Here is a 620-nt window from a genome sequence, read left to right as displayed (position 1 = left end):
TTTTCAGTAACTAAGTAGCCGCGTTTCTTTAACACTTCCAGCACATTGGCCCGGGTTGCACTTGTCCCAATGCCTTGCACATCTTTAAGAATCGCTTGGGCTTCTTCATCATCAAGCGTTTTGCCGGCGGTCTTCATGGCCGTAATCAGGGTACCTTCGGTAAAGGGTACCGGTGGTGTCGTTTCTTTTTGCGGTGTTTGCAGATTTGCTTGGACTTGATCGCCTTGGTGAACGAGCGGTAAGGTGGCTGCTTCTTGCTGGTCGGCTTTGTGATCATCAAATAAAGCTTGCCAACCTTGCTTAGTTGGGACCTTACCGGTTGCTTTAAAATTAGCATCGCCGACTTGGGTAACAATGGTGGTTTCTTCATATTCGTAAGGATCAGCAAACATGGCTAATGTGGTTCTTAAAACCAAGTCATAGACTTGTTGCTGTAATTTAGGCAAGCTGGCTAGTTTCTCTTTCGTCGGCACGACTTTAGTCATGATAATGGCGTAGTGTTCTTCAACCTTTTTTCCATTAACATAGCGCTTATTTGGGGTGGTATTGGTTAAAGCGACTTGTTTAGAGACTAACCCCAGATACTTCGTCAGATTAGCCACTAAATACTCAAATTCTTC

Annotated in this window: 1 protein-coding gene; it reads right to left on the bottom strand. The window is 44.7% G+C overall.

What is annotated here, in order from left to right; all coding sequences use genetic code 11:
• Positions 1–620 (bottom strand): DNA topoisomerase (locus tag FC85_RS01305; protein WP_235807815.1); only part of this gene is annotated, 620 nt, incomplete at both ends.

It is taken from the genome of Lentilactobacillus diolivorans DSM 14421, from assembly GCF_001434255.1.
Taxonomy (GTDB): Bacteria; Bacillota; Bacilli; order Lactobacillales; family Lactobacillaceae; genus Lentilactobacillus; species Lentilactobacillus diolivorans.
The sequence above is the reverse complement of the archived record's forward strand: the minus strand, read 5'-3'. Positions and strand labels throughout refer to the sequence as shown.